Origin of the sequence: Mesorhizobium sp. M0001 (assembly GCF_040324255.1) — a bacterium.
GTDB lineage: Bacteria > Pseudomonadota > Alphaproteobacteria > Rhizobiales > Rhizobiaceae > Mesorhizobium.
This window is the reverse complement of record NZ_JAMYVS010000003.1, coordinates 195,845-214,201: the sequence shown is the minus strand read 5'-3', so window position 1 is coordinate 214,201 and position 18,357 is coordinate 195,845. Positions and strand designations below refer to the sequence as shown.

Here is an 18,357-nt window from a genome sequence, read left to right as displayed (position 1 = left end):
CGCTCCGTTTGCCGCGCCGATCAGGCTTGGTCGTTGATCAGCCTGCGCAACAGTTCCAGTTCCTGCGCCAGCGTGTTGTCGACGCCGGAAAGGTCCTCGATCTTGCGCACCGCATGCAGCACCGTGGTGTGGTCGCGCCCGCCGAACCGCCGGCCGATCTCCGGCAGCGAGCGCGGCGTCAATACCTTCGACAGGTACATGGCGACCTGCCTGGGCTTCACGATGGTGCGCGTGCGCCGGTTGGACAGCAACTCGGTCTTCGACACATTGTAGTGGCGCGCCACGATGCGCTGGATGTCCTCGATGCGCACCCGCTTCGGCTCGCCAGAGCGATAGATGTGCCCCAGGATCTCGTCGATGCGGTCGATGGTGATCGCCGGCTCGAACGACTGACGAAACAGCAGTTGGTTGAACGCGCCTTCCAGCTCACGCCCGCTGCCGGTGACGGTACGGGCGACATGGTTGAGGATCTCCTCCGAAATATTGAGCGACGCATCGTCGACCTTGGCCGTGGCAAGCCGCAGCTTGAGCATGCCGATGCGCATGGCGAAGTCCGGCGCCGACATTTCCAGCGCGACACCGCCATTGAGGCGCGAGCGCACCCGCGGTTCCAGCGATTCCAGTTCCGACGGCGGCCTGTCGGCGGCAACCACCACTTGCTTGGCGCTGTCGAGCAGCATGTTGATGAGATGGCAGAATTCGTGCTGGATCGACTTGCCCTGCAGGAACTGCATGTCGTCGATGATCAAGAGGTCGATGTCGCGCAGCTGTTCCTTCAGCGTCAGCGCATTGTTGTCGCGGATCGCGGTGGCGAAGCGCCACATGAAATATTCGGCCGTCAGATAGACGACGCGCGATTTCGGGTTCTGTTTCAGGGATTCGGCCGCAATCGCCTGCAAAAGGTGCGTCTTGCCGAGCCCGACGGTCGCATGAAGGAACAGCGGGTTGAAGCGCACCGCGCTCGACTGCGATTCCGCCACGGCTTTGGCTGCGGCGAAAGCCACCCGGTTCGACGGGCCTTCGATGAAGGAGCCGAACGTGTAGCGCGGGTCGAGCGGCGACCCCAGCACATTGTGCCGGAATTCGCTCTCGATCGGCGTGCCGGGACGAGGGGCGGGCGCCCGCTCCACCCTGCCGGGGCCGACCGTGCCGGCCGCCAATGCGGTCTGCGTATGCTTGGTCATCTTGCGCGCCGGCACGGCCTCGGGTTCGACGCCATTGCGGGCAGGACGGGTCGCGGTGCGCACGACCATCTCGATCTTGAGGATTTCGGGATCCTCGTGCTTCCACAGATCGGCGATGAGATCGAGATAATGGCCATTGATCCACGAGCGCAGGAAGGCCGTGGGCACCGAGATGCGTACAATGCCCCGGGAAGCCTCAGCCACCTTCATACGGCCGAACCAGCTCGAATAGACCTCGGTTCCCAGGCGCGCCTTCAACTGGGCCTTGACCCGGTCGAACTTCTGTTCCGCGTCGCTGGAAGCCGCCATATCGTGCGCTCCGACCAATGTTCCGGGAAATGGCAGGTCGCCCGTAAGCTCCCGCTCGATGCCGCTCTGCATGATTGTGCGTCCCTTTTTCCTTTGTACCTTTTTCCCGCCGGGAGTGCGCCTCCTGCACCCATGTTTCCGGCGACCGTATCTTCGCTACAACACCACCGCCGCCGCCGGCGGATGACGTTGCCTCGTCAAAAAGGGATCGGTCCCGGCTGCTTAAAGCCAGTCCGTCTGACATGTTCGGGCAAAGCGGTGCTGCCCGGCGAAAACGCCGGTGCGCCATCAAGCTGCCATGTACAATTACGCCAGTCCCCTATCGTATCGAAAAGGCAAGCCATACCCGTTCGCGGAATTGATCCACGTCATGAATTCTGCCACTGTTAAGCTGGCCGATTCAGGCTGGGTTAAGGGCTAATGGCCCGTCCCTTTCGATAGATCGACATTACCGAAATCGCTGTGGATAGGGCAAGGCCACCTCTAACGGATTTTTAAGGAATCTGGTTAGTGAACAACGGTTCGGGCTCCGTGCTGGAAGCGCATATTTTGACAAAGCCATTGGGATTCAAACCCTTTTGCCGCGAATATGAAAATGGCTGTGCGGTTTGAAATTTTCTGAAATAATTCGCTTGACACCAACTTGCTGCCTGTCGCCCACAGGCGATGTGAACAAGCTGTGGATCACTTCCAGCAAGCCACTGAAAAATATCAGCAATTTGTGACAGCCAAATTTATTGGCGTGGGCCGTTTGGCGGATTGGAATATCAGTGGGAGTGTATGTGCCGGCAAAGCATTCCGGACTCTGGAATGCGGCTCGGGCATGCTTTGCGGCCGTTCTTTTTAAGTGCTTGCCGGCAAACGAAAAAACCCGGCGCGATTGGCCGGGTTTGAAAGAACGACAGTTCAGGAACGGTCAATCAGGCCGACAGCACCTTGAGGCGGTGAGCCAGACGCGACACCTTGCGCGATGCCGTATTCTTATGGATCACGCCCTTGGTCGCGGCGCGCATCAATTCCGGCTCTGCGGTCTTGAAGGCTTCCAGCGCGGCTGCCTTGTCGCCGGCAGCCAGTGCCTCTTCGACCTGGCGGACATATGTACGCACGCGCGAGCGGCGGTTCTTGTTGATCGCTGCGCGGCGGGCGATCTTGCGCGTTGCCTTTTTGGCCGAGGAGGTATTGGCCATGATGCCTCTCTTCTGATCTGGTGGGCGCATGCGGGATGCCGCAGGGCGCAAAAAACAAACGGGCAGCCAACGGCCGCCTCGGTTGGAGCGGCTTATAGTTCAGCTTTTCCGGCGCGTCAACGCCGCTTTGGCTTCTTTTTGGTCCTCGCCGCCGCCACTCTAGCGATTGGTGAAATTCGGCTTCCGCTTCTCGGCAAAGGCGGCCATCCCTTCCTTCTGGTCGTCGAGCGCAAACAGCGAGTGGAACAGCCGGCGTTCGAAGCGCAGTCCCTCCGCCAGCGTCGTCTCGTAGGCGCGGTTGACTGCCTCCTTGGCCATCATCACCGATGGCAGTGAAAACTCTGATATCCTGGCCGCGGCCTTCATCGCCTCCTCGATCAACTCGCCGGCCGGCACGACGCGCGAGGCCAGGCCGCTGCGCTCGGCTTCGGCGGCATCCATCATCCGACCGGTCAGGCACATGTCCATGGCCTTCGACTTGCCGACAAAGCGGGTCAGCCGTTGCGACCCGCCCATGCCGGGAATGACGCCGAGCGTGATTTCGGGCTGGCCGAATTTCGCCGTGTCGGCGGCAATGATGAAATCGCACATCATCGCCAGTTCGCAGCCGCCGCCCAGTGCATAGCCGGCGACCGCCGCGATCATCGGCTTGCGCGCACGGGTAAACTCTTCCCAGCCGACGAAGAAATCCTGCACATAGGCCTCCGCGTAGGTGACGGCCTGCATTTCCTTGATGTCGGCGCCCGCCGCAAAAGCCTTCTCGGAACCGGTGATGACCATGGCGCCGATGCCGGGATCGGCGTCGAACCCCTTTGCCGCCGTCAGCAAATCCGCCAGCACCTGCTCGTTCAGCGCGTTGAGCGCCTTGGGCCGGTTCAACGTGATCAGGCCGACCTTGCCGCGCGTCTCGACGATGATGGTTTCATAGCTCATGGGCTGGCCTCCTGGTTGCGGCACTGAAGGACCGTCTAGCTTACCGCTGGCAGGTCCGGCAATAAAAGGTCGAGCGGCCGCTTTGCACGATGCGCTCGATGTGGCCGCGACAGCCGGGCGTCGGACAGGGCTCACCTTCGCGATCGTAGACCGCGAAGGAATGCTGGAAATAGCCCAGCGACCCGTCTGTGTGCACATAGTCGCGCAGCGATGACCCGCCGGCGGCGATCGCATCGGCGATCACCGAACGGATTGCCTCGGCCAGTCGTTCGCTCTGTTCCTTGGCCTTCTTGCTGGTCCCGGCGATGGTGCCTGCCTCGCGCAATGGCGAAAGGCCGGCGCGCCACAGCGCTTCCGACACATAGATATTGCCGAGCCCGGCAATCAGCTTCTGGTCGAGCAGCGCCGCCTTCAACGGCGATCTGCGGCCCTTCAGCAGAGAGGCGAGCAAGGCGCCTTCCAGCGCATTGCCGGTCGGCTCGACGCCCAGTCCCGCCAGCATCGGATGCGCCTCGGCCAAGCCTTCCGCAAACAGCATGAAACCGAAGCGACGCGGGTCGTTGAAGACCACGCGAGACTGGACGCCGACAGGCGACACGACATGGAACACCACATGGTCGTGCTTGGCATTCTTCGAGCGCTCTTGATGGAACGTGCCGGGCGTCTCTTTGTCATCAGCGGCCTCGATGCGGAACGAGCCCGACATGCCGAGATGGCAGATCAGCACCGGGCCATCGTCCAGGTGTATGGTGAGATATTTGGCGCGGCGGCCAAGCGCGATGACGGTCTTGCCGGTCAGCCGCTGCGCAAATCTCGCCGGAAACGGAAATCGGAGATCGGGCCGGCGCGCCTCGACGCGCACGATCCGCGCGCATTCCAGAACCGGCTGCAGGCCGCGCCGGACGGTTTCGACCTCGGGCAGTTCAGGCATGGCCGCCTATCGCCGCATGGAAGGAAGCGCCGTGGCGGCCGCGCGCCAGCTTGAGGTGTTCGGCGACCGTCTCGCCGATATCGGCGAAGGTGGTCCTGAGCCCGATGTCGCCGCCCGTGAGACCTGGTGCGGTGCCGATGACCGGGATGCGTTCGCGCGTGTGGTCGGTGCCACGCCATGTCGGATCGTTGCCATGGTCGGCGGTGAGGATGAGCAGATCGCCCGGCTTCAGCTTTGCCAGTGCCTCGGGCAGCCGGCGGTCGAAGGCTTCGAGCGCTGCAGCATAGCCGGCGACGTCGCGGCGATGGCCGAACTCGGTGTCGAAGTCGACGAAATTGGCGAACACCAGGTCGCCGTCGCCGGCATCGTCCATCGCGCCCAGCGCCTTGTCGAACATCGCCATGTTGCCGGGCGCCTTGCGTACTTCCGAGATACCGCGGTGGGCGAAGATGTCGCCGATCTTGCCGACCGCGATCACCCGGCTGCCGCGCCCGGTCAAGCGGTCGAGCAGCGTCGGCTCAGGCGGCGGCACGGCGTAGTCATGGCGGTTGTAGGTGCGCTCGAAGGTGGCCGATGTTTCGCCCAGGAAAGGCCGTGCGATCACCCGTCCGATCTTCAGCGGATCGACCAGCCGGCGTACCGTCTTGCAGAACTCGTAGAGCCGCTCCAGGCCGAAATGAACTTCGTGCGCTGCTATCTGCAGGACGGAATCGACGGAGGTGTAGCAGATCGGCTGGCCAGTGCGGATATGCTCCTCGCCGAAGCGCTCGATGATCTCCGTGCCGGGCGCATGGCAGTTGCCGAGAATGCCCGGCACCTTGCCCTCGCGGATCATCGCTTCGGTCAGTTCGGCAGGGAAGGCGGGCACCTTATCGGGGAAATAGCCCCAGTCGAACCGCACGGGCAGCCCGGCGATTTCCCAGTGACCCGACGGCGTATCCTTGCCGCTCGAAATCTCCTGCGCGGCGCCGTGGAAAGCGGAGGCTGAAACAGCGGCTTTGCTGTCGAATTGGAAGCCGGTTGCGGTTTCTGCTGCGCGGCCGAGACCGAGCGAAACCATGGTGGGCACCTTCAGCGGTCCCTCGCGCAGGCCCTCGCGATCGGCGCGGGCTTCCGCGCAGGCCAGCGCGATATGTCCGAATGTGTTCGAGCCGGCGTCGCCATAGGGTTCGGCATCGGCGGCGCCGCCAATGCCGAAAGAATCGAGAACGAAGAGGAAAGCGCGTGCCATCGGTGCCGTCATTGCCAGTCTGGTTGACCAGACATAAGGTCCCGTCGCGGCATTGGCAAATCGTAAACCAGGCGGCAACGGCCTGACGCGATGGTCGCGAAGTCGGGCAGGCGCGCTGTACGCATCCTTGAGACATGCGATGCGCTTCAAGGAACGGCGTGCGGGGCATGGATCGATGAGACGGGCTGACCTGGGTTGGAGTGCACTGGCGACCACTGTAGCGCTGCTGGCCTCGCATCTCGCCGCGCACGCCGACTGGCGCGACCAGATCGGCACGTTTCGGATCGGCATCGTTGCCGAGCCGGGCGCCGGCAACACGGTTCCGGGTCTGGCCATGCTGACTGACGCCTACGGCAGGGCGCTCGGCATGAAGGTGGAATTCGTCGTCGCGCATGACTATGCGGCGCTGATAGAGGCACAGGCCAATGGCCGGATTCAGTACGCGGTCTATTCGGCGACCGCCTACGCCACCGCCTCGGAGCGCTGCGGCTGCGTCGAACCTCTTGTGGCGCCGGTCGATGCCGACGGTGCCACGGGCATCCGCTCCGTGCTTTTGACGCGCGACGGCAGGCTTTCCGATCTCGCGGCCCTGGAAACGCACCGCATCGCCATGGCGCCTTCCGACAATGTCGGCGGTTCGCTTCTACCGCTCGCCGGGCTGGCGGCCGACGGCATCAAGATCAGCCAGGATGCGCCATTCCTCGCTCATGCCGGCTCGGCTGCCGCCGCAGAAGCGATGCTGGTCGATGGCCAGGCCGATGCCTTGTTCGGCTGGGAGCGGGCCACGGCGGAAAACCGGACGGCGATTGCTGGCGATCAGCCGGCTGATCCGGACGGCACGGCGGCGCGACTGGAGGCGGCGGGCATTCCAGAAGCCGCGCTCCAGATCATCTGGACCTCCGGCGTGCTCAGATACGGCCCTCACGCCGTCCGCAGCGATCTCGACCCCGAAGCCAAACGCCGACTGACCGTCTTCCTCACCAATCTCAGATCGCAGTCGCCGGAAGTCTACGATTTCGTGGAATCGAAACATTCGGGAGGGTTCACGCTCGCCGCTGCGAGTGACTATGCGATGGCCGATTCCATCGTGCGCCTGGTGTCGGGCAGCACCGACAGCGGCGCGCAATAAAGCCGGGGTCGGATGGGCCAGAGCTGCTTCAGCAATCGCTGCAGGGGATCGACGTGGTCCGGCGCGGCCTGAGATAGTAGGTTTCGCTCATCGTTATCTTGCCTTCGTTGAAGGCCGAGATAAATCCGAGCGGCTTTTCGGAGCCTTCCGACCAGGAGATGATCGGTTGGTATGCTAGAGTGGTTTTGACACGAATGAGGAAAGTCCCCGCAACATTGAGCGTCGCCGGAACGGTGGTGGAAGTTGTCGGGTTGGAGTCGCGGCCAGTCTTCCCATCCAGCACGCTCCAGGACCACGCCACCTTTGCTTGCGGTATCGGATTGTTCGGGTCGGTTCTGATGTCGATTGCCGTAATGGAGATATTGGCGACCGAGCGGTTGTAAGGCTGAAGGCTGGAGTTGCCGATCTTCATGATGTCGGTGAGATCTGCGTTGACCACCGACGTTTGCTGCGTGACGAGGTCGGCAACCATGGAGCTGATGCGGCTGACCTTCTTGCTGGCCTCGATGGCTTGCGAGGCCTCCATCGTAATGAAATACATGATCAGCAAGACAGGCACGATGAGGGCAAACTCGACGGCCGCTATGCCGCGCCGATCGGAAAAAAACCGCGCCGCTCTCTTCCAGCTAACCGACATCCCCGGATGTGCCCCCGCACGAAACATGCACTTTTCCTTTTGCTTACACGTGCAATTTCAGTTGTCGAATGGCTCGTTTTGCCACGTTGTCGTCGCGTAATGCAGAGTCTTGCCGCCATCCATATTCGACATGTATTGAGCCATGAAATCGGTCATGACCGGCCAAGGGTAAAAGACCCGCAGCATGTTCTTTGATTCTGCCGGACCTATTGTAGGGGTCCCGAAAGCCGGGTCCTTGCCTGTATCCGGATCCTTGCCCGTCAGCGTGATGGTCGAGCCGGAAATCGTGAAACCCGCACTGGCTGCCCCGGCAAAGGTCTTGAACGGGCGCAGATCCACCAGCAAACCGGGGCAACCCTTCGCGACAATGATCTCGAGTCTGGCGCAGACCAAGCCCTTCAGCTTCTCTTCCGTCACATCGGCTTGCCTCAACTGGCCAGTACGCAACTGACGGGCGATATCATCGGTGATGTTGGCCATCACCTCCTGTCCGGCAAATGAAACGCAGCTCTCGAGGATGGCGAAGACGAGAGCCGCAAACGGTAGCGCAAGCATCGCGAATTCTATCGCCGTGCTGCCGCGCCGATCACGAAGGAAACGACGGGCAAACGTCACGCGCCCTGCCTTGGCCTTGCAGATCTCGCGTTCTGAATCCTCGTCCAAAACGTCGCCCATATCCCGTTCCTGCGATCCTGATGCGGTACCGTCAGCACCACTATCAAGAACCCATTTAGCTCCGGTTTGAATGACCGTTAAATTCGACCAGGCGACATTAACCGGCCGCTAACCGACGCGGCTTTCCCGAGACAATCGAGCCAACTGAGGCGCTTACTGCCCAGCGCTCATCTCGGCTTCGGAGGACTTTTCCGAGTCGCTCTTGTACGAGCTTTCGCAATAGGGCGTGCAGGACATGGTCTGTACCGAGGCGCGCCTGTAGATACGCACGGACGACGCGTCCTGGCGCACCACGGTCACCTGCTCGTCGACGATCGGGCTGCCATCGTGGTCGAGGACAACCAGATTGGTGACGCCGAACCCCTTGCCAGTCAGTACGATCGTCGATGCATCCTGGACGGAGGCGTCGGCAATCGCCGGATTGCCGACGACTATGGTGTCGGCGGGGCGTGTCAGTTTGACGATCTTGGCCTGATTCATCGTCACTTCGATGCCGGCTCCGGCCTTGGCCGGCAGCACAAAAGCCGGGACGGCGAGAAGCGCGACAAGCAGGAATGACGATTTCATGGCAGTCATCAAGGCGCTCCACAGCGGCAAAACTTGTTCAAAGAAACATGAAGGAGATTGGTGAACCAACGGTTAAACCCTTGACCGGCGCCGGGGTATTCGCACCAATCCTGCTGCCAGCTGATATAACAATGCATCCTGCCGATAGCCGTGAAATTACAGCTCTTCACGGGCAGGCGAGCTACTGTCCAGCGTTTAGTTTACGGTTAACCACGCAAGCTGTTCGAAGCGGGAAAGGAATCGGTAAGGCTGTTTATTAAGCCGATTGAAAGAGCTTCTCCGTAGATTGGCAGCATCCGATCAACCACCACAGAAGTTGACGGAAGTGCTGTAACACGTGGAGTAGGAGCTCTCGAATGTCTAATCTCATCGCACGTTTCGCGAAGGACGAATCCGGCGCGACCGCTATCGAATACGGTCTGATCGCCGCTCTCATCGCGCTTGCCATCATTTTTGGCGCTGGTCAGCTCGGCAACGCCCTGAACAACAAGTTCATCGCCATCGCCGGTAAGGTGAGTGGTTCGTAATACACTGGTTGCCTTAGAGATAGGGGCCGCCTGACTGGCGGCCCTTATTTCATCGCGTCGGGTGGTTTTGAGTAACCCAGTCTCATCGATCGTTAATCATATATGTCTAGGCTGAGGCTGGATACAGTTGGCAACAGGGTGTCGCGCCCATGCTCGAAGCGTTGATCTTCGTCATCTTTCCTTTTTGCATGCTCTTCGCCGCGATCTCCGACATGCTGTCGATGACGATCGCCAACCGCGTACCGGTGCTGCTGCTGGCGGTGTTTGCGCTGGTTGCGCCGCTGACGGCCATGGACTGGGCAACCTATGGCTGGCATTTCGCCGCCGGCGGCCTGGTGCTGGCCGTGACGTTCGGTCTGTTTGCACTCGGCGGCATGGGTGGCGGCGACGCCAAGCTGCTCGCCGGCACCGCCGTCTGGATGGGGTTCAACATTCACCTTGTCGAGTATCTCGTGATATCGACGTTCATCGGCGGACTGCTGACGCTCGCCATCCTTCTCTACCGGAAATCGCCGCTGGCGATTTACACCAGCCACAATCTATTCCTGCGCCATTTCGCCGACGACACGACTGGCGTTCCCTACGGCATTGCACTCGGCATTGGCGGGCTGCTGACCTATCCGGATTCACCCCTGATGGTTTGGGCACTGGCAAAGCTGGCGAACTGAAACAGCAAGCAACCTTTGCCGCTCCGACATCGGTCTGAAAAGAGGCCGCTGTTCGCCCTTTCTGTCGTCGGAGCACGGGTCCGTCCAATTTATGTAAACCTTAAATTAATCACGATCGTAAGCATTGCATTAACCTTGTTTTGACGATTGCCGCTGCAAAGTCCGGCCTGGCTAGGTGGTTGCCTAAAGGCGAGGGTTCGGACAGATGCCAGCATCCCGACTGATTATTCTGGGCGTGGCGGTGGCTGCGGCGGGTGGTGCAGGTTATGTTGCCAAGAATATGGTGGCGGTCCCGCCCCAGCAGGTCGTCGCCGATGCCCCGCAGGCGCCGGCCATTGCCTTGCAGGATGTGCTCGTGCTTTCCGGCGACGTGCCGATGGGCAGCCCACTTGAGAACAATCTCAGCTGGGAGTCCTGGCCGTCCGATGGCATCAATGCGAATTTCATCACCCGTGCCGCCGAACCCGAAGCGCGGGAGAAACTGAAGGGCTCCGTCGCCCGCATGGCGATGTACACCGGTGAGCCGCTGCGGCGCTCCAAGCTGATCGGCGAGGGGCAAAGCTTCATGTCTTCGATCCTGCCCACCGGCATGCGTGCCGTCGCCACCGCGATCTCGGCTGACACGTCGGCAGGCGGGTTCATCCTGCCCAACGATTTTGTCGACGTCATCATGACCCGCAGATCCGACACCGGCAACGGCGGCAGCGGATTCACCACCGAGACCATCCTCAAGAACATCCGCGTCCTGGCGATCGATCAGACCATCCAGGAGGACGAGGAAGGCAAGAAGACCAGGGTCGGACAGACGGCGACGCTGGAGCTGACGCCGCAGCAGGCCGAGATCATAACCGTCGCCCAGCAGATGGCCGATCGCCTGACGCTGGCGCTGCGCTCGATCACCGACAACAAGGAAAAGGGTACCGATGAAGCCGACTACCTCGTTTCCGGCAGTGGGCGGCGCGGAACGGTGCGGTTGATCAAATCGGGCGAAGTTTCCGAAGTAGGGGCAAGGAAATGAGGTTAGTCGCTAAACTGCCGGTCACCATGGCTGCAGCCGTCGGCCTGCTTTTCCTCGGAGCCCATGCAAGTGGCCTCGGCGACGCCAAGGCCGCCGGAAAGAGCGTCGGGGTCACGGCCTCGACCGCCACGCAACGTGTCAAGCTCGGCCTCAACAAATCGGTCGTCATCGATCTGCCGAGCGACGCCTACGACATCCTTGTCGCCAATCCCGCGGTCGCCGATGCGGTGACCCGCACCGCAAGGCGCATCTATCTGTTCGGCAAGTCGGTGGGCGAAACCAACATCTTCGTCTTCGGTCCCAATGGCGAGCAGATTGCCAGCCTGGATCTGGCCGTCGAACGCGACGTCGCCGGATTGGAAGACTACCTCAAGCGCTTCCTTCCGAATGCCGAGATCAAGGTCGAATTGCTGAACGACAACGTCGTCCTGACCGGGACGGTGGATACGCCGCTCGATGCCAAGCGCGCCGTCGATCTGGCAACCATCTTCGTGTCCGGCGGTGAAGCGACGACGGGCCAGTATTCGCAGACCGCGGCCGGCGGTAATGCCAATGGCGGCGTCGACATCAACAACCCGGATGCCGAACGCCGGGTCTCGAAGATCGTCAACCTGCTACAGATCATCGGCGACGACCAAGTGACGCTGAAGGTGACCGTGGCCGAAGTCAGCCGCTCGGTGATGAAGCAGCTCGGCGTCAACATGGTTGGCAGCGGCAGCATGGACGGCATCGCCTACGGTGCGCTGAGTTCGCCCAACTACGGTTTGGGAAAGCCGCTTTCGCAGAATTCAGGCTTTAACTTGGGCGGCAGTGGCCTCAAAGCCTACATCAATGCCATGGAGCAAAGCGGCGTCATGAAGACGCTTGCAGAACCGACCCTCACCGCGGTTTCGGGCGAGAAGGCAACGTTCAGGGTCGGCGGCGAATTCAATCTCATCACGGCACGTACGAACAACGTTTCGACCGACAACCAGACCGGCCAGGTCACCTACACCAACGAAAAGCTGGAATACGGCATAGGCCTCGAGTTCCAGCCCGTTGTGCTGTCGGCGGGTCGGATCAGCCTCAAGGTCAGAACATCGGTTTCGGAGCCGACCTCGGAAGGTGCTACCACCCTGGAAGGCGGCGGCAGCTTGCCCGGCCTGACGCTTCTGTCGATCCGCAAGAGACTTGCCGACACCACCGTCGAATTGCCGTCGGGCGGTTCGATGATGATTGCCGGCCTCGTTCGCGACGACGTCCGCCAGGCTGTATCGGGCTTGCCCGGCCTGACCAAGATCCCGGTGCTCGGCACGCTATTCCGCAGCCGCGATTTCGTCCGCAATGAAACTGAACTGGTCATCATCATCACGCCTTATCTGGCTCGGCCGGTGGCGCGCAACGACCTGGCTAAGCCGGACGACAATTTCAATGCCGCCGGCGATGGTCCGGCCATGTTCCTTGGCCGCGTCAACCGCGTCTACGGCACCATGCAGACCGACAAGCCCAACGGCCGCTACCACGGCGTTGTCGGCTTCATCTACAAGTAAGCGGGGAAGCGGACATGTCTCAGTCAGCATCAAAGGTACTGGCGATTGCCGCAAAGGCATGGTCTGGCCGTGGCCGGATCCGCCGATCGGCAATGCCGATCCTGGCGGTCGCGATCGCCGCCTCGCTTGCCGGTTGCGCTAAGCGCGACAGCATCACGGTTGGGGCGATTCCCGATGATTATCGCACCACGCATCCGATCGTAATTGCTGAGAAGAACCAGAAGCTCGACCTCCCGGTCGGCGCCGGCGATCGCGGCATGACCGGCTCGCAGCGCGACACGCTTCTGGGCTTCCTCGACGGTTACGACAAGAGCGCTGCCCCGGCGCTGACGATCGCAACCCCGATCGGCTCGGCTAATGAGGTCGCGGCGACTGCCGCGGCGCGCGATTTCGCAAGGCTGGCGGTTGCCAGCGGCATCAAGCTAAACCGGATCGTGGTGACCTCCTACCAGTCGGTTTCCCCGGAAGCGTCGGCGCCTATCCGCGTTTCCTATATTTCGGTGAGAGCCCAGACCGACAAATGCGGGCGCTGGCCCGAAGACATCCTCGAAACCTCCGAAAACAAGCACTACGCCGATTACGGCTGCTCGTCTCAAAACAACCTCGCCGCGCAACTCGCCAATCCGACCGATCTGCTCGGGCCAAGAAAGTCGTCCGACATCGACGCCGAGAACCGCGGCGCGGTGATCGACGTCTACCGCGGCAGAGGTATTTCGGACGAGTTCCTCGGCAATTCGGAAGTGACGTACTAGGAGCGCCGGTCCCGCGTAGAGACCGGAAGAGAAGTCACGGAAAAGAGCATGACAATGAGCAATCTTGCCTACGATACGCCCGTAGACGGCGGCGACAGCTCGCAATTGGATATTGCCGCGATGCAGGCGCTGCGGCCGGTTCCGCGTATTTCCATCCAGGCATTTTGCGAGACGGAAGGTGTCGCGCATCCGGTGGAGCGGGCCGGCGAGGATCGCCGCATGGCCAAGGCGCATCTGAAAGTGCATATGGGCGGCATCGCCACGGCGATCGAATTCTACCAATCCGCGCCGACGCCGAACCTCATCCTTCTGGAGTCGCGCAGCGAACCGAAGCAGTTGCTGGAGCAGCTTGCCCAGCTTTCAGAATATTGCGATCCCTCCTCTAAAGTCGTGGTGATCGGCCACTACAACGATGTCGGTCTTTACCGCGAACTCATCCGCTTCGGTATTTCCGAATACGTCATCGCGCCCGTGTCGATGGCCGATATTGTCTCGGTGGTTTCGTCGATCTTCGTCGATCCGGAAGCCGAGCCGATCGGCCGCTCGATCGCCTTCGTCGGCGCCAAGGGTGGCGTCGGCTCCTCGACCATCGCCCACAATGTGGCGTGGGCGATGTCATCGCTGTTCAAGTCGGAAGTGGTCGTCGCCGATCTCGACCTGGCTTTCGGGACGGCCAACATAAACTTCGACCAGGACCCTGCGCAAGGCATCGCCGAGGCCGTGTTTTCGCCCGAACGCGTCGACGAGGTTTATCTCGACCGTCTGCTTGCCCAGTGCGCCGAACATCTGTCGCTGCTCGCCGCGCCCTCCACCCTCGAACGTGTCTATGATTTCGATCCCGATGCCTTCACGCAACTCATCGATACCGCCCAGCGCAGCGTGCCGCTGCTGGTGCTCGACGTCCCCCATATCTGGACGGGCTGGACCAAGAACACACTGATCAAGGCCGACGAGATCGTCATCACTGCGACGCCGGAATTGGCCAATCTGCGCAACACCAAGAATCTGGTCGATATGCTGACGCGTCTTCGCCCGAACGATCCGCCGCCGAAACTGATCATCAATCAGGCCGGCGTGCCGAAACGGCCCGAGATTTCCGCTTCCGACTTCGCCGAGCCGCTCAGCCTCACGCCGATGTCGGTCATCGCCTTCGACCCGTTGTTGTTTGGAAATGCCGCGAACAACGGCCGCATGCTGGGCGAGATGGATCCCAAGAGCCCGGTCGTCGGCATGATCAACGAAATCGCGCACGTGCTGACCGGTCGCAGCGAAATCAAGGCCAGGAAGAAGGCAGGCCTTGGCGGCCTCCTCGGCAAGCTCTCGCGTAACAAGAAATGACGCTTCTCAAGCGAAATTGGTAGTCGATCATGTTTGGAAAAAGAGGCTCCGACGACGGCGGCCGGTTCACCCCGGAGTTCCGTCAGCCAGCGTCAGCGGCGCCGGCTGCTGCAACGCCTGCGGAGATGGGGGTACTTGCCCGACCCCCGGCAGCGCCGCCGCCGGGAGCGCTGGCAACGCCGCCAACTCGCCGTGCCGTTGAGGCGCCGTCGATGGCGCCGGAGCCGCCAAAAAAGATCCAGCGCGAAAAAAGCGAAACCTACTACGACACCAAGAGCCAGGTCTTCTCCGCGCTCATCGACACCATTGACCTGTCGCAACTTGCGAAACTCGATCCCGAGAGCGCGCGCGAGGAAATCCGCGATATCGTCAACGACATCATCGCCATCAAAAATTTCGCAATGTCGATCGCCGAGCAGGAAGAGTTGCTCGACGACATCTGCAACGATGTGCTAGGCTACGGGCCGCTGGAACCGCTGCTCGCCCGCGACGATATCGCCGACATCATGGTCAACGGCTCCAAGAACGTCTACATCGAAGTCAACGGCAAGGTCGAACAGACCGGCATCCGCTTCCGCGACAATCAGCAGCTGCTCAACATCTGCCAGCGCATCGTCAGCCAAGTTGGCCGCCGCGTCGACGAATCGAGCCCGATCTGTGACGCCCGTCTTCCTGACGGGTCTCGCGTCAACGTGATCGCGCCGCCGCTCTCCATCGACGGCACCGCGCTCACCATCCGCAAGTTCAAGAAGGACAAGCTGACGCTCGATCAGCTGGTCAAGTTCGGCGCCATCTCGCCGCAGGGCGCCGAGATACTCAAGATTATCGGCCGCGTCCGCTGCAACATCGTCATCTCCGGCGGTACCGGCTCCGGCAAGACGACGCTGCTCAACTGCTTGACCAACTATATCGACCGCGAGGAACGCGTCATCACCTGCGAGGACTCGGCCGAACTGCAACTGCAGCAGCCGCACGTGGTACGTCTCGAAACCCGCCCGCCCAATCTCGAGGGCGAAGGCGAGGTGACCATGCGCGACCTGGTCAAGAACTGCTTGCGCATGCGGCCCGAACGCATCATCGTCGGCGAAGTGCGCGGACCGGAGGTTTTCGACCTGCTGCAGGCGATGAACACCGGCCATGACGGGTCGATGGGAACGATCCACTCCAACAGCCCGCGCGAATGCCTGAACCGTATCGAATCGATGATCGCCATGGGCGGCTATTCGCTGCCGCAGAAGACCGTGCGTGAAATCGTCGTCGGCTCCGTCGATGTCATCATCCAGGCAGCACGCCTTCGCGACGGCTCGCGCCGCATCACCCACATCACCGAGGTGATCGGCATGGAAGGTGACGTCATCATCACGCAGGACATCGTGCTCTACAACATCAAGGGCGAGGACTCGAACGGAAGGCTGCTTGGCGAGCATGTGTCGACCGGCATCGGCCGTCCGCATTTCTGGGATCGCGCCCGCTACTATGGCGAGGAACAGCGCCTCGCCAATGCTCTGGAATCGATGGAGAAACGCGCTGACTAACGCATATCGAGGCGTGGGGACTGAGGTCGATGTTCGGAATTGATACCACCGTACTGGCGTTCATCGTGCTCGCCGGCTTCAGCGCCGGTGCGGTCGCCTATGCCTTCCTGTTCACCAAGATGAGCAACGAGAAGCAGGCCGGCAAGCGGCTCGAGACGATCAAGGCCGCCGAGACCGATCGTTCGGTCGTCAAGGCTTCGCGCGACCGTGTCGCGGAGGCGGTCAAGCGGCGTAAATCTGTCCAGGACACGCTGAAACAGCTCGACGAAAAGCAGAAAACCAACGAACTCGCCGTCAAGAAGCCGCCGTTGAAGGCCCAGATTCGTCAGGCCGGCATGCAGGTCTCGATCGAGCGTTTCTATATCTACTCCGTCATTTGCGGCATCGCGCTGACGGTGCTCGCCTATCTCGCCGGCGCGCCGCTACTTGTCCTGCCGGGTACGCTTCTGGCCGGCGCGCTCGGCCTGCCGCGCTGGTTCGTCTCGTTTCGCCGCGCGCGCCGGGTCAAGGCGTTCCTCAACGAATTTCCCAACTCCCTCGACATCATCGTGCGCGCCGTCAAATCCGGCCTGCCGCTCAACGACGCCATTCGCCTGATCGCCAATGAATCGCCGGAGCCGGTCAAGACCGAGTTCCGCCGGATCGTCGATTCGCAGCAGGTTGGCATGTCCATCCCCGACGCCACCTTGCGCATGGCTGAGACCATGCCGTGCAGCGAGGCAAGTTTCTTCGGAATCGTTATCCAGATCCAGTCACAGGCCGGCGGTAATCTCTCCGAGGCGCTAGGCAACCTTTCGCGCGTGCTTCGCGATCGCAAGAAAATGAAGGCCAAGGTCCAGGCGCTGTCCATGGAAGCGAAGGCGTCGGCCGTCATCATCGGCGCGCTGCCTATTGTCGTCGCCCTTCTCGTCTATCTGTCGAGCCCGAACTACATCATGCCGCTGTTCACCACCAGCACCGGCAATCTGATCCTTGGCTGTTCCGGCGTGTGGATGTCGATCGGCATTCTGGTGATGCGCAAGATGATGAACTTTGAAGTTTAGGCCCACCTTGGAAAGCTCGAACGAAAAGACTGAAAACGGATGACCGACCAAGTCGTAAAATCGCTGACCGATCCTGCCTTCCTGATCGCATTGCTGGTCGGCGTTGCGGTGTTCGCGACCGTCTTCACGTTACTGCCGGCGCTTGGCGGCAATCAGCTCAAGGCGCGCATGAAATCGGTGGCGCTGGAGCGTGACGAATTGCGCGCCAAGCAGCGCTCGCGGCTTGCCAACGAAGCCGATCGCCGCCGCAAGGGGCTGCGGGAAGAGCAGTCGATCGGCATGCGCAACATCGTCGACAGGCTGGACCTGCGGCGTGCGTTGGCCGATGAAGGCACGTTGCAGAAGCTCAAGGTGGCGGGCTTTCGTGGCCAAAACCCGCTGACGCGCTTCCTGTTTTTCCGCCTGATCCTGCCGTTTGTGGGTTTCGCGCTGGCAGCGATCTATCTGTTCGTGCTCGGCGGACTGCCTGACCGGCCGGCCTTCGCGAAACTGTTCGTCTGCATTCTCGTCGCCTACGCCGGCTTCTACGCGCCGATCCTTTACGTCAACAATCGTGCCGCCAAGCGCAAGCAGTCGATCCAGGCGGCGTGGCCGGATGCGCTCGACCTGATGCTGATCTGCGTCGAGTCGGGCATGTCGGTCGAGGCTGCCTTGCGCAAGGTCTCCGAGGAGATCGGTTCGCAATCGGTGGCGCTGGCGGAGGAATTCGTGCTGACCAATGCCGAACTCTCTTACCTGCAGGAACGCAAGCAGGCTTATGAAAACCTGTCGGCTCGTACCGGCCTGGAATCGGTGAAGTCAGTGTCCCAGGCACTGGTCCAGGCGGAACGCTACGGCACACCCGTGGCGCACGCATTGCGCGTGCTGGCCGCGGAAAGCCGCGACATGCGCATGAATGCAGCCGAGAAGAAGGCCGCCGCCCTGCCGCCGAAGCTTACCGTGCCGATGATCCTGTTCTTCCTGCCGGTTTTGTTCGCCATCATTCTGGGCCCAGCCGGCATTCAGGTCAGCCAGCGCGGCATCTTCGGCGACCAGCACAATTCCTCAAGCCAGTAGGCCTCGTTGCAGCCATACAAAGAGCCGCACTGCCAATGCAGTGCGGCTCTTGGTTTTCAGCGTTGATGCGTGGACGGATTTTGCGCTGTGCGGAGCCGGCGCCCATGC

Annotated in this window: 18 protein-coding genes; 10 read left to right on the top strand and 8 right to left on the bottom strand. The window is 61.5% G+C overall.

Annotated features, from left to right (window positions below; translation table 11 throughout):
* Positions 1-20: 20 nt before the first annotated feature.
* The 5 genes from dnaA to NKK50_RS10830 form a co-directional block, all read right to left on the bottom strand.
* Positions 21-1,565 (bottom strand): chromosomal replication initiator protein DnaA, encoded by a 1,545-nt coding sequence (gene dnaA, locus NKK50_RS10850; RefSeq protein ID WP_031195619.1) that lies wholly within the window; start codon positions 1,563-1,565, stop codon positions 21-23.
* 848 nt (positions 1,566-2,413) lie between these two features.
* On the bottom strand, positions 2,414-2,680 hold the full coding sequence (gene rpsT / locus NKK50_RS10845) for a 30S ribosomal protein S20 (RefSeq protein WP_023681995.1): 267 nt from the start codon (positions 2,678-2,680) through the stop codon (positions 2,414-2,416).
* A gap of 159 nt (positions 2,681-2,839) precedes the next feature.
* Positions 2,840-3,613: an enoyl-CoA hydratase gene (locus tag NKK50_RS10840; protein ID WP_352543365.1), complete on the bottom strand. Its 774-nt coding sequence runs from the start codon at positions 3,611-3,613 to the stop codon at positions 2,840-2,842.
* A gap of 40 nt (positions 3,614-3,653) precedes the next feature.
* Positions 3,654-4,544, bottom strand: coding sequence for a bifunctional DNA-formamidopyrimidine glycosylase/DNA-(apurinic or apyrimidinic site) lyase (gene mutM / locus NKK50_RS10835; protein WP_352543364.1), 891 nt, complete (start codon positions 4,542-4,544; stop codon positions 3,654-3,656).
* Positions 4,537-5,775 (bottom strand): phosphopentomutase, encoded by a 1,239-nt coding sequence (locus tag NKK50_RS10830; RefSeq protein WP_023669580.1) that lies wholly within the window; start codon positions 5,773-5,775, stop codon positions 4,537-4,539. Before NKK50_RS10830 ends, mutM begins: the two co-directional genes overlap by 8 nt.
* Positions 5,776-5,950: 175 nt before the next feature.
* Between NKK50_RS10830 and NKK50_RS10825 the strand changes: the two genes are divergently transcribed.
* The gene (locus NKK50_RS10825; RefSeq protein WP_023818811.1) at positions 5,951-6,904 is read left to right on the top strand and encodes a phosphate/phosphite/phosphonate ABC transporter substrate-binding protein; all 954 of its coding nucleotides are present in this window, start codon (positions 5,951-5,953) and stop codon (positions 6,902-6,904) included.
* Between the two features lie 28 nt (positions 6,905-6,932).
* Here the strand turns inward: NKK50_RS10825 and NKK50_RS10820 are convergent, their stop codons facing one another.
* From NKK50_RS10820 to NKK50_RS10810, 3 genes are all read right to left on the bottom strand, one after another.
* Entirely contained in the window at positions 6,933-7,568 is a 636-nt protein-coding gene (locus NKK50_RS10820; RefSeq protein WP_023681990.1) for a TadE/TadG family type IV pilus assembly protein, read from the bottom strand.
* 30 nt (positions 7,569-7,598) lie between these two features.
* A complete protein-coding gene (locus NKK50_RS10815; protein ID WP_050587055.1) occupies positions 7,599-8,216 on the bottom strand; it encodes a TadE/TadG family type IV pilus assembly protein in 618 nt (205 codons plus the stop codon).
* A 153-nt stretch (positions 8,217-8,369) separates the two neighbouring features.
* Complete coding sequence (locus tag NKK50_RS10810) at positions 8,370-8,792, bottom strand: pilus assembly protein N-terminal domain-containing protein (RefSeq protein WP_023681988.1); 423 nt, start codon at positions 8,790-8,792, stop codon at positions 8,370-8,372.
* Positions 8,793-9,139: 347 nt separating this feature from the next.
* Between NKK50_RS10810 and NKK50_RS10805 the strand changes: the two genes are divergently transcribed.
* The 9 genes from NKK50_RS10805 to NKK50_RS10765 all read left to right on the top strand — a co-directional run bounded on the left by NKK50_RS10805 (position 9,140) and on the right by NKK50_RS10765 (position 18,249).
* Positions 9,140-9,310: a Flp family type IVb pilin gene (locus NKK50_RS10805; protein ID WP_023681987.1), complete on the top strand. Its 171-nt coding sequence runs from the start codon at positions 9,140-9,142 to the stop codon at positions 9,308-9,310.
* Positions 9,311-9,459: 149 nt separating this feature from the next.
* Positions 9,460-9,978, top strand: a complete 519-nt coding sequence (locus NKK50_RS10800) for an A24 family peptidase (RefSeq protein ID WP_023703464.1) — start codon at positions 9,460-9,462, stop codon at positions 9,976-9,978.
* Between the two features lie 205 nt (positions 9,979-10,183).
* A complete protein-coding gene (cpaB, locus tag NKK50_RS10795; RefSeq protein WP_023681985.1) occupies positions 10,184-10,996 on the top strand; it encodes a Flp pilus assembly protein CpaB in 813 nt (270 codons plus the stop codon).
* The gene (locus NKK50_RS10790; RefSeq protein WP_023681984.1) at positions 10,993-12,525 is read left to right on the top strand and encodes a type II and III secretion system protein family protein; all 1,533 of its coding nucleotides are present in this window, start codon (positions 10,993-10,995) and stop codon (positions 12,523-12,525) included. Before cpaB ends, NKK50_RS10790 begins: the two co-directional genes overlap by 4 nt.
* 14 nt (positions 12,526-12,539) lie before the next feature.
* Positions 12,540-13,277: a CpaD family pilus assembly protein gene (locus NKK50_RS10785; RefSeq protein ID WP_023745283.1), complete on the top strand. Its 738-nt coding sequence runs from the start codon at positions 12,540-12,542 to the stop codon at positions 13,275-13,277.
* A 54-nt stretch (positions 13,278-13,331) separates the two neighbouring features.
* A complete protein-coding gene (locus NKK50_RS10780; protein WP_023681982.1) occupies positions 13,332-14,615 on the top strand; it encodes a CpaE/TadZ family protein in 1,284 nt (427 codons plus the stop codon).
* A 29-nt stretch (positions 14,616-14,644) separates the two neighbouring features.
* Complete coding sequence (locus tag NKK50_RS10775) at positions 14,645-16,150, top strand: TadA family conjugal transfer-associated ATPase (protein ID WP_023745284.1); 1,506 nt, start codon at positions 14,645-14,647, stop codon at positions 16,148-16,150.
* A 29-nt stretch (positions 16,151-16,179) separates the two neighbouring features.
* A complete protein-coding gene (locus NKK50_RS10770) occupies positions 16,180-17,193 on the top strand; it encodes a type II secretion system F family protein (protein WP_023703461.1) in 1,014 nt (337 codons plus the stop codon).
* Between the two features lie 39 nt (positions 17,194-17,232).
* Positions 17,233-18,249: a type II secretion system F family protein gene (locus NKK50_RS10765; protein ID WP_023703460.1), complete on the top strand. Its 1,017-nt coding sequence runs from the start codon at positions 17,233-17,235 to the stop codon at positions 18,247-18,249.
* The last annotated feature ends 108 nt before the right edge of the window (positions 18,250-18,357 follow it).

Excerpts from the sequence above, each read along its gene's own strand:
- dnaA (WP_031195619.1), bottom strand. The coding sequence starts at position 1,565 with ATGCAGAGCGGCATCGAGCGGGAGCTTACGGGCGACCTGCCATTTCCC.
- rpsT (WP_023681995.1), bottom strand. The coding sequence starts at position 2,680 with ATGGCCAATACCTCCTCGGCCAAAAAGGCAACGCGCAAGATCGCCCGC.
- NKK50_RS10840 (WP_352543365.1), bottom strand. The coding sequence starts at position 3,613 with ATGAGCTATGAAACCATCATCGTCGAGACGCGCGGCAAGGTCGGCCTG.
- mutM (WP_352543364.1), bottom strand. The coding sequence starts at position 4,544 with ATGCCTGAACTGCCCGAGGTCGAAACCGTCCGGCGCGGCCTGCAGCCG.
- NKK50_RS10830 (WP_023669580.1), bottom strand. The coding sequence starts at position 5,775 with ATGGCACGCGCTTTCCTCTTCGTTCTCGATTCTTTCGGCATTGGCGGC.
- NKK50_RS10825 (WP_023818811.1), top strand. The coding sequence starts at position 5,951 with ATGAGACGGGCTGACCTGGGTTGGAGTGCACTGGCGACCACTGTAGCG.
- NKK50_RS10820 (WP_023681990.1), bottom strand. The coding sequence starts at position 7,568 with ATGTTTCGTGCGGGGGCACATCCGGGGATGTCGGTTAGCTGGAAGAGA.
- NKK50_RS10815 (WP_050587055.1), bottom strand. The coding sequence starts at position 8,216 with ATGGGCGACGTTTTGGACGAGGATTCAGAACGCGAGATCTGCAAGGCC.
- NKK50_RS10810 (WP_023681988.1), bottom strand. The coding sequence starts at position 8,792 with ATGACTGCCATGAAATCGTCATTCCTGCTTGTCGCGCTTCTCGCCGTC.
- NKK50_RS10805 (WP_023681987.1), top strand. The coding sequence starts at position 9,140 with ATGTCTAATCTCATCGCACGTTTCGCGAAGGACGAATCCGGCGCGACC.
- NKK50_RS10800 (WP_023703464.1), top strand. The coding sequence starts at position 9,460 with ATGCTCGAAGCGTTGATCTTCGTCATCTTTCCTTTTTGCATGCTCTTC.
- cpaB (WP_023681985.1), top strand. The coding sequence starts at position 10,184 with ATGCCAGCATCCCGACTGATTATTCTGGGCGTGGCGGTGGCTGCGGCG.
- NKK50_RS10790 (WP_023681984.1), top strand. The coding sequence starts at position 10,993 with ATGAGGTTAGTCGCTAAACTGCCGGTCACCATGGCTGCAGCCGTCGGC.
- NKK50_RS10785 (WP_023745283.1), top strand. The coding sequence starts at position 12,540 with ATGTCTCAGTCAGCATCAAAGGTACTGGCGATTGCCGCAAAGGCATGG.
- NKK50_RS10780 (WP_023681982.1), top strand. The coding sequence starts at position 13,332 with ATGAGCAATCTTGCCTACGATACGCCCGTAGACGGCGGCGACAGCTCG.
- NKK50_RS10775 (WP_023745284.1), top strand. The coding sequence starts at position 14,645 with ATGTTTGGAAAAAGAGGCTCCGACGACGGCGGCCGGTTCACCCCGGAG.
- NKK50_RS10770 (WP_023703461.1), top strand. The coding sequence starts at position 16,180 with ATGTTCGGAATTGATACCACCGTACTGGCGTTCATCGTGCTCGCCGGC.
- NKK50_RS10765 (WP_023703460.1), top strand. The coding sequence starts at position 17,233 with ATGACCGACCAAGTCGTAAAATCGCTGACCGATCCTGCCTTCCTGATC.